Annotated in this window: 7 protein-coding genes and 1 other RNA gene; all 8 read right to left on the bottom strand. The window is 38.4% G+C overall.

Annotated elements, in window-relative coordinates; all coding sequences use genetic code 11:
- Nucleotides 1-36: 36 nt before the first annotated feature.
- Nucleotides 37-255 (bottom strand): hypothetical protein, encoded by a 219-nt coding sequence (locus tag ACLR96_RS09525; protein ID WP_177268378.1) that lies wholly within the window; start codon nucleotides 253-255, stop codon nucleotides 37-39.
- A 339-nt stretch (nucleotides 256-594) separates the two neighbouring features.
- Nucleotides 595-1,233 (bottom strand): dephospho-CoA kinase, encoded by a 639-nt coding sequence (coaE, locus tag ACLR96_RS09520; RefSeq protein WP_177268376.1) that lies wholly within the window; start codon nucleotides 1,231-1,233, stop codon nucleotides 595-597.
- A gap of 40 nt (nucleotides 1,234-1,273) precedes the next feature.
- A complete protein-coding gene (polA, locus tag ACLR96_RS09515; protein WP_177268374.1) occupies nucleotides 1,274-3,943 on the bottom strand; it encodes a DNA polymerase I in 2,670 nt (889 codons plus the stop codon).
- An 11-nt stretch (nucleotides 3,944-3,954) separates the two neighbouring features.
- A complete protein-coding gene (locus ACLR96_RS09510; protein WP_177268372.1) occupies nucleotides 3,955-4,929 on the bottom strand; it encodes a P1 family peptidase in 975 nt (324 codons plus the stop codon).
- A gap of 36 nt (nucleotides 4,930-4,965) precedes the next feature.
- Entirely contained in the window at nucleotides 4,966-5,784 is an 819-nt protein-coding gene (locus ACLR96_RS09505) for a formate/nitrite transporter family protein (RefSeq protein WP_187525528.1), read from the bottom strand.
- A gap of 190 nt (nucleotides 5,785-5,974) precedes the next feature.
- Nucleotides 5,975-7,879: a molecular chaperone HtpG gene (gene htpG / locus ACLR96_RS09500; protein WP_177268368.1), complete on the bottom strand. Its 1,905-nt coding sequence runs from the start codon at nucleotides 7,877-7,879 to the stop codon at nucleotides 5,975-5,977.
- Nucleotides 7,880-8,018: 139 nt separating this feature from the next.
- Nucleotides 8,019-8,198: non-coding RNA, 6S RNA (gene ssrS / locus ACLR96_RS09495), on the bottom strand.
- A gap of 126 nt (nucleotides 8,199-8,324) precedes the next feature.
- Nucleotides 8,325-10,389 (bottom strand): ABC transporter permease (locus ACLR96_RS09490; protein WP_412265764.1); only part of this gene is annotated, 2,065 nt, incomplete at its 5' end.

Here is a 10,389-nt window from a genome sequence, read left to right as displayed (position 1 = left end):
CGGTCTCCCACACGCCCCTCAAACGTGCGCGTCTGCCTATTCCGCCAAGGCCGCATATATTATTAAGTTTTTACTTAACAGTGCTTCTCTATTGTATAGATTTTTATTCCTTTTGTCAACAAAATAATTTACTTTTTTTAAAGGTTTAAAAAATAATATTTTATATGACAATAAAAATACCAGCCTCATCTGTCTGAATACATTCTTTTCTGCAAAGCTTTCATCTTTAAATCGATACCCTTCTGACTTGTTCAAAATATTCTCTTATCCCTTCACAATCTTTTGATTGTATGTCAGCTATTACTTCTCGATTATATTAAAGTTTCCGCTTTACTCATTACCCTCTTTATAATCACTTTATAAAGTATGGCGTTTCAAATTTCTGCAGGCTGGTATTTTCTTTGTTCTTCAATTGACATTTCTGGCGGACTCACCCTCTTTCTTCATCATACAAATTCTAACTTCCAAGTTACATCTCTTGCTCTAACTTTTTATCAAAATTTGTTTGACTTCTCCTTTCTTGAATTTATTATAGCACCGCTCAATACAGTTTGCAAGAATTTTTTGAAAATTTCATAAAGTATTTTCATGTATTTAAAATACAGAAAAATACTCTCTCAAAAACTCATCAAGGCTCTCGTACAAATCAGCCCTCTCTTCAGAATTATCTATTACTGCATCAGCTTTCTTTATTTTCTCATTATCACTCATCTGACTTTTTATCCTGTCTCGTACTTCCTCAGGAGTAGCACTGTCACGGCAACATACTCTGGCCAGCCTCACATCCATATCAGCCACTAAAACAAGAACAAGATCACATCTACTGTCAAGCCCAGCCTCGAAAAGCAGAGGCGCATCCAAAAGCACACCTTTGCCGGCTTCAGCAGGATGTCTTTTAAACCACGCTATTTTTTCATCTATTCTTGCTATAATCCTGGAAAACATTATCTCATCAAGACGAGATTTTCTGTTTATATCTGAAAAAACTACAGCCGCCAATGCTTTCCTAATAAGATTTCCTTTATCATCAAGTATTCTGGTTTTTCCGTCGCCGAACTCGCCTTCAGGCCCGAATATTTCATCAAGAACTGGAAGCATATCGCTTCCGCTCTCTGTAAGTTTCCTGCTTATATCATCAGCGTCTATATGTGCAAATCCCTTTTGTATTAAATACTCTGCAGCGGTAGATTTTCCTGTACCTATCCCGCCAGTAAGACCAATTACTTTTATCATTTTAATATCTCTTTTCTGTAAAACAAAACACTGTACGATATTACTTCAATTCATACCAGCTGCTTCCCTCGTTAAGATCAGCCTTTAATTTGACCGCCATCTGATATGCTCCTTCCATGTTTTCCACAAGAAGTTTCTCGATCTCTTCCTTCTCATCTTTGTAGGTATTGATTATAAGCTCATCATGTACCTGCAGTATCAGACTTGATTTTAGATTTCGTTCTTTTATGGCATTATATACTTTAATCATCGCTATCTTTATTATATCGGCTGCGCTTCCCTGTATCGGTGTATTCATGGCAAGTCTTTCCCCCACTTGTCTCACCATATAGGCTGAAGCTTTTATTTCTTTTATATATCGCTTTCTTCCCATTATTGTAGTTACATAACCTTTTTCTCTGCAAAATTCTACTTGTCCGTCCATAAATGCCTTTACTGCCATATGTTTTTTAAAATATGTGTTTATATATTCTTCTGCATCTTTTCTCGTTATATTAAGCTCCGTAGAAAGACCAAAACTGCTCATGCCATAAATCACACCAAAATTCACAGCTTTTGCTCGGCTTCTTTCTTCAATAGTTATCTCTTCTTCCGGTACTCCTAAAACATTGGCTGCAGTTGCTCTGTGTATGTCCTCACCTCTGTTGAAGGCCTCTATCAGCGCCTGATCCGCGGACATATGAGCAAGAACCCTAAGTTCAATCTGAGAATAGTCAGCTCCTACAAGAACACAGTCATCTGAATCAGGTATAAAAGCTTTCCTTAACTTTCTTCCCATTTCCTGTCTTATAGGTATATTTTGAAGATTTGGCTCTGTACAACTTATACGCCCCGTAGTAGTCACTGTCTGATTAAAATGCGCATGAACTTTTCCGTCAGTTTCACTGATGAGGGGAATAAGTCCTTCTATATATGTGCTTTTAAGTTTCGAAAGAGTCCTGTATTCCAGCACAGCAGGTACTATAGGATGCTTATCTTTTATTTTTTCAAGAATATCAGCACTGGTGGAATATCCTCTTTTTGTCTTTTTTCCTGCAGGCAAGCCTAATTTTTCAAACAATATATCACCCAGCTGAAAAGGAGAATTCAAATTAAAAGTCTCTCCTGCCAATTGAAAAACTTTTGCCGATATCTCATCAATTTTCTCAGCCATCACATGCCCAAACTGCCGAAGAACATTTTTATCGACTTTAAACCCCTCATATTCCATAGAAGCCATCACTATAATGAGAGGGATCTCAACATTGTAAAACACATTATCTAGTTCTTCCTGCTTAAGCCTTTCCTTTTGCATATCTGCGAGGTTCAGGACAGCTGTACACACATCAAAGCCATAATCCACATAGGCTTTTTTATTATCAGAAAACATATCAACCTGTCCATTGTCACTAAAAAAATTCTTCTCATCTTTTACAGTGATATGAAGATATTCATTTGATATGGCAGCCAGACTGTAATTGCTTCTTCCGGAATCCAATACGTACTGGGCTATCATGGTATCAAATCCTGTATCAAAGTTTTTCACGCCTTCACACATTAACATAAAATAATCACGTTTAAGTCCATGTCCCCAGTATGTCACATCCTGCCGTAAAAGCCAGTCCGGGAAATTCTCAAGTTTCTGATAATCAAAATAATAGTATATTCCTCCATTTACAGCAGCTACGCCTTCTATGAAAACATCACCTGTATGATTATAGTCCCCGAAAACCTTTATAACAGTTTTATCACTGAAGGTTATTTTATTCAATGATTCATCGCTGTCTATTATAATTCGCTGAAATGCCGAGGTGTCTACCGGCATATTATGAGAATCGTTTTCCTCTGAAAATGTCTTGTTACTTATTCCTATATTAAGTTTTTTAAGAAATTTATTGAACTCCAGTTTGGTGTACAGTTCGACAAGCTTATCATAATCCGGCTCTTCAATAAAAAATTCTTCAAAGTTTACCTCTATAGGCACTTGTGTATTTATAGTAGCCAGTCTCTTGCTCATAACAGCCATTTGAGCATTGTCTTCTATTTTTTGCTTTACACCTTTTGGTTTTATGTTATCTGTATTGGACAGCAGATTCTCTATGCTCCCAAACTCCATCACCAGCTTAGTTGCTGTCTTTTCACCTACTCCCGGAACGCCGGGTATATTGTCTGACTGATCTCCCATAAGACCTTTAAAATCTATGAACTGTTCAGGTGTAAAGCCATATTTTTCTATCATGGCTTCCCTGTCATATATATCAAACTCTGAAACACCTTTTCTCGTTATTATTACTTTAGTAACATCAGAAGCCAGCTGAAGCTCATCTTTATCTCCTGTAATTATATAAGGATTCAATCCTTCTGTCTCGGCTTTTTTAGCTATAGTCCCGATGATATCATCCGCTTCAAAACCTTCAAGTTCCAGCTGCTTTATATTCATTGCTCTGAGTATATCCTTTAAAAGAGGTATCTGCATAGCAAGCTCAGGTGGCATTTTTTTTCTTCCAGCTTTATATTCTTCATATTCCTTATGTCTGAATGTAGGAGCTTTCATATCAAATGCGACAGCCATGTATTCCGGTTCATAATCACGTTTAATCTTGTCCAGCATATTAAGAAAACCGAATATACCCTGAGTAAATATTCCATCCTTTGTTATCATAGGATTCCTCATGGCATAATATGCTCTGTTTATCAGGCTGTTACCATCTATTATAGCTATCTTTTTCATATATTCACCTATTATACTCTCTGTTCTTTCAGATCTGCAGCCGCCGCAAATCCATATGCTGACACTGCATTTCTGATACCTTCATTTATAGCTTTCGACATGATGTAAGAGCTGAGATCACCCAGCGCATCAGGATTAACTTCTACCTCTCCTTTTGAAAGATAAAATATTGTATCGCCATCCGCCGATGTATGAACAGGTTTTATAGCTGCCGAATAACCGTTATGACTCATGGAAGCCAGTTTACAGCATTGAGCTTTCGTAAGTCTGCCGTTTGTTATAATACATCCTATTGTAGTGTTTTCTGTAAAAACATTTTTCGGCTGCTGAATATTATCCCACATAATATTGCGTGTACTCTCAAGCGTTGTGCCGTCTTCTGCCAAAAGGCCTGCAATCTGCCTTCCTGTATCAGCATCATAAACATCTCCCAAACAGTTTACAGCCACTACAGCTCCGACTTTAAGCCTGCCTATCTGTACAGCATATATACCGAGTCCGCCTTTCATTGATCTTGCGGCGCCTAAAAATTTTCCTACGGTAGCCCCTGTTCCAGCTCCGTAATTACCCTGCTGCGGACTATTCAGCTCAGAGTTTACACAAGCCTCATAACCCATATCTGCATCCGGTCTGAAAGAAAAATCTCCAGCTGACAGATCGTAAAGACATGCTGCCGGAACTATAGGAACATATCCTTCACCTACATCAAAGCCTATATTTCTTTCCTCTAAATATCTCATAACTCCTGCCGCAGAATTCAGTCCAAAAGCACTTCCTCCCGATAAAAGAACACCATAAATCTTCTCACATGAACTCACAGGAGAGAGAAGATCCGTCTCCCGTGTAGCAGGACCTCCGCCTCTCACATCAACACCTCCGACAGCTCCGTCTTCACATATAATGACAGTGCATCCGCTTCCTGCTTTTTCATTCTGGGCGTTGCCTATCCTGAATCCCTTTATATTCGCTATATTGATTTTTTTCATATTTATTTTTTCTCCTCACACAATACACCCGCACTCTTATTTAAGCTTTCTGCCCACTAGCCAGTATACAACTCCTACAAATATACCGCCTCCTACTATATTGCCCAATGTAACAGGTAAAAGATTCCCCATCAGGAAATTTTCTATGTTAAGATTTGATATGTCTGTGCCAAGAAGCTGTACAAAAGCATCATTTCCTGATGCTATTATACCGGCCGGAACAAAATACATATTAGCGATACTGTGCTCGAATCCTGAAACTACAAAAAGACCTATACAGAAAAATATCGAAAAAATTTTACTTATAGTAGTATATGCTCCTGTTACCATCCATACAGCAAGACAAACCATCCAATTACACATTATACCTAAAACAAAGGCTTTACCGAAATCAAGACTGACTTTTGAAACAGCTGTTTTAACAGTGACGGCACCAAGAAGCCCTCCTCCGCTCTCCAAAAGTCCGGAATAATTGACTAAAGCTGCAATCAACAAAGCCCCGACAAAATTACCTATGTAAACAACTATCCAGTTTTTTAACATACCCGACATCTTTATCTTTCTGTCAAGCGTTCCTATAATCATAAGATTATTGCCGGTAAACAACTCTGCGCCACACAACATTACCATCATAAGTCCCACAGGAAAAACCATAGCAGATACCAATTTGCCGATACCAAAGGTAGCTGGATCGGAAACCAGATTAAATGATGCCATCACAGATGCCTGAGCTCCAAAAGCTATATAAGCTCCCGCCAGTATAGCTAAAATAAAATGCTTTATGCTTCCGCGCGCTTTTGCAACAGCGGAATCCGATATTTTTTCCAAAATTTCAATCGATGTTAATGCCTGCAATTTTAAACTCTCCTTTATATAAATAAAATACACCGTACCCTTTTACGGCTATGTCTGTTTATATTTTGGAAATATCAATATGATATTCCCATGCACAATAAAATACCTGAACGACAATATATGCCGCCCAGGTATTTATTATACCATGAATAACCATGTAATCAATGTGTTCGTTAAGTCATGCTGCAAGTTATTTTGTCATAAGCTCACATACAGCATTCGAAAAAGCTACAGGGTCTTCTACAGGAAGGCCTTCTATCATCAAAGCCTGATCATAAAGCAGCGATGCATATTTTTTCACGTTTTCTTTATCTGTATCGTACTGTCTTCTGAGTGCTTCCATAACAGGATGCTTTGCGTTGATCTCAAGTACACGCTGAGCCTGTACTTTTTCATCGGTAGGCATTGAATTGAGAACTTTTTCCATTTCTATGGAAAGACCTCCCTTTGAAGTCAGGCATACAGGATGGCTCTTAAGTCTTCCTGAAAGTCTCACTTCGGAAACTTTTCCTTCCAAAGCCTCTTTCATAAACTCGAGAAGGTCTTTGCTCTCCTCTGCTTGTTTCTCGGATTCCTCTTTTTCCTCTTTTGATTCTCCTATATCAAGATCTTCCGCTGATACTGATTTAAACTCCTTTTCATCAAACTCCTGCAACATCTGCAAAGCAAATTCGTCTATGTCGTCTGTAAGATATAATATCTCATACCCTTTATCCTTGAGAAGTTCCGTCTGAGGAAGTTTATCGATCTTCTCTACATTTTCCCCCGACGCATAATATATATTCTTCTGCTCATGCTTCATTCTGCTGACATATTCAGAAAGTGTAACCAAATCTTTCTCTGTGGAAGAATAAAACATCACAAGGTCTTTAAGCATATCCTTATGAGCCCCGAATCCGTCATAAAGTCCATATTTAAGCTGAAGGCCGAAGTTCTTGAAAAACTTTACATATCTATCCCGGTCTGTCTTCTGCATAGAAAGAAGTTCACTTTTTATCTTCTTCTCAAGCCTCTGGGCTATAGCCTTAAGCTGCCTGTCATGCTGAAGCATTTCCCTTGAAATATTTAAAGACAGGTCCTGAGAATCCACAAGACCTCTCACAAAACTAAAATGATCCGGAAGCAAATCCGCACACTTGTCCATGATAAGTACTCCTGAAGAATAAAGCTGAAGCCCCTTCTCAAAATCTTTCGTATAATAATTAAATGGAGCCTGTCCGGGAATAAACAATAATGCTGTATAACTTACGATACCTTCAACATCTGTGTGTATAACTTTAGCCGGATCTGTATAATCAAAAAACTTTTCCTTATAGAAATTATTATAATCTTCGTCACTTATCTCACTTTTGCTCTTTTTCCACAGAGGTACCATACTGTTAAGTGTCTCAAGCTCACTATATGTCTCATACTCCTGCTCTTCCGGCTTTTTATCCTCACAGCCCGGCTTGAGACGATTCTTTTCCACCATCATCTGTATTGGATATCTTATATAGTCTGAATACTTCGTAACAAGGTTCTTTATTTTATAGGTGTCCAGATATTCACTGTATTTATCATCATCTGTATCCTCCTTAAGAGTCAGAGTGATCTCAGTACCGCATCCTTCCTTCTCAGCTTCGGTTATACTGTATCCGTCAGCTCCGGATGATTCCCACAAATATGCCTGATCTTCTCCATAGGCTTTACTTAGTACGCTAACTTTGTCACTTACCATAAACGCTGAATAAAATCCGACTCCGAACTGCCCTATTATATCGATTTCATCCTTCTTTTCTATTTCTTCTTTGAAATCCAAAGAACCGCTCTTGGCAATGGTTCCCAGATTTTTCTCCAGCTCATCTTTTGTCATTCCCATACCGTTATCGGTTATCTTCAATGTCCTTGTATCTCTGTCAGCTTCCAGTCTGATACAGAACTCATCTCTTGATATACCTGTATCTCCTTCTGTCAGACAGCGATAGTAGAGTTTATCTATCGCATCGCTGGCATTTGAGATAAGCTCTCTTAAAAATATTTCTTTATGAGTGTAGATCGAATTGATCATCAAATCCAAAAGTCTTTTTGACTCTGCTTTAAATTGTTTTTTAGCCATATTGATCTCCTTTTCACTTTATTAGCACTCGTTAGTTTTGAGTGCTAATAATATAATACGTCAACTCCTGCTAAAAATCAAGAGGATAACAGGAATATTTTTCATATGATCAAAATTTATTCATCTATTAATTACTAAAAAAAATCCCGACATGCCGTCAAGGATATAATTCACACCCTATCTTTCAATAGGGGGGTGCCCTGTTTCCGCTTCTGTCTTCCACTCAAAGGAGGCTTGACATAAGCTCGCCAAAAACCCGGGCTCCCAATGTCGTTACGTAGGTTGAATTACACTGCCTTGTCGCACATCTCAGGATAAATTTTAATCTTATATTGTTTTTATAATGTTAATTATAGTTATATCATACGTTAATTTCAAGAGGTTAATTCAAAATATATCAAAACATATTTTTGCCAATATCTGTATTGTCTATTTGTCATAATCACTAACTCTCTCGAAGACGTTCAACAACTGTTTTCTTTGATACATTTTTATATACTATCACCGGCAGCGCTGCTCCAAGTACCAGGAAAACAGGAGCTGTTACAGTGATGGCCATAAAAGTAAAATGGTACTCATAAAACCAGAACATTTTTTCCATCATATTTCCTACCAAAGGTCCCAGAAGCGCTGTCAGAACTGATGAAAAGAGTATTGTCGCAAGAGCATAAAACAATCCTTCATAAATCAGCATAGTCTTCAGCTGTCTTCCCGTCATGCCTATAGACTGCAGCATTGCAAACTCTCTTCGTCTGCTTAATATCCCCGTCATTATCCCATTGAAGAAGTTCAATATTCCCACAAGACCTATTATCCCACAGAGAACACCTCCTAAAATAATGAACATCTTTCTGAAACCTTCAAATTCATCTCTTATGGAAGCTTTGCTCTCATACATAAGCCCTGATGATTCACCCTTGGTCATATTAGTCAAAAAGCTTTCAGCTTTCACTTCTGCTTTATAATCAGGTGTATCAAACATATAAAACAATGAAAACAAATCATCACCGCTGTCTTCCCTCAACTTATCTACAGGCAGTATGGCATCTCTTCCGTAGAGGTTTGATGATCTGAAAGACATTTGATACGGTACCGTTACAAGTGCGGCAACAGTATATTCCACATCATGGCCTTTATCTATATGATATTGGATATATTCCTGCGGAGTCTTCTCATCACTCAATTTACCTGTACGGCTGTCTATATAATATCCGTTTTCCACATATGTTACAGTAATTTTATCTCCCACTTTCGGGTAATCTTTCAAATCATCTGCGTTGCCGTAATCATCAGTATGAACGGCAATAGCGATGTTTTTCTTATTCGGATCAGATAATTGGGTAAGATCTCCGTCTAAAACAGTAAGCTTTTCAAGAAGCGGAGTATCCAGTCCTTCTATCTGTATATCAATGTTAACAAGACTTCCTCTGCTTTCTTTGTCATTGAGTCGATCTTTCGATGTTTCCGAAGTCTGCTCTGATGACATCTCTGTAAACTGCTCTTGTGTGATCCACTCTACAGAACCTGTATCTGCCAGTGACCATGCTTCTCCTCCCCATGATATTTCTGTGTTTTCCTTTATCTGGTCTATATCCTGACTGTTCATACCTGACTTTGAACTATTAGCTCTGAACCTGAAATAGTCAGTATTTCCTACTATGAAATCAGCACATGTTTTTTCATTAAGATATTTCTCCATGCTAAACCCGTTTGTAAACGCCATCAGTATAGAAAGCAGAACAACAGACAGCGACAGCGATACCACTACAAGAACAGTCTTTGATTTGTTTCTTCCAAGATTAGCAAACGCCATATTATGCAGTTTCGCGCCTCTTGTAGTGCGTTTTTTCCTTGCTGTTTTGGCTCTTTCCGTATACTTTGTGGCTTCAACAGGTGAAACTTTGGAAGCGATTCTCCCCGGTTTAGCGCATGACAGAAGAACAGTAATCAGAGAAAATACAGCTGCCCCTGCAAAAATAAGAGGAGAAGCACTCACCGTCAGGCTGGCCTCACCGAGTGTTGTCTGAGATATCACCACAGGCGTCAGAACATATCCTGCCAGATACCCCACTGCCATTCCCACAGGGCATCCTAACACGCACAACATCAGCGCCTGTTTTCTTATTATCCTGCGAAGCTGCTTCGGTGTGACGCCTATAGTTTTCAAAAGGCCATAATAACGTATATCTCCCGAAACTGAAATCTGAAATATATTATATATTATCAAATACCCTGTAAACACTACAAGAACCAAAAAAGCTAAAATAGCTAAAATACTTTCCATATCAATATTTGAATCGGCCTGAGCAGAGGTATATCCCCAGTTAACCCCTATTCTGACATAATCTTCTTCTGCCGCATTTTCATCCTGATATCCAAGATCCTCCTGTATCTTCTTCATATTGCCGTCAATATTAATACTTGAGCTCAGCATTACATTAAGATCCTTACGAAACGAAACCTTTCCCTCTGCCGAGACATCCTTTTCCACCTGCGATGCATAACTCTTC

It is taken from the genome of Lentihominibacter sp. (genome assembly GCF_046951855.1).
GTDB classification, from domain to species: Bacteria; Bacillota; Clostridia; order Peptostreptococcales; family Anaerovoracaceae; genus Lentihominibacter; species Lentihominibacter hominis.
The sequence above is the reverse complement of the archived record's forward strand: the minus strand, read 5'-3'. Positions and strand labels throughout refer to the sequence as shown.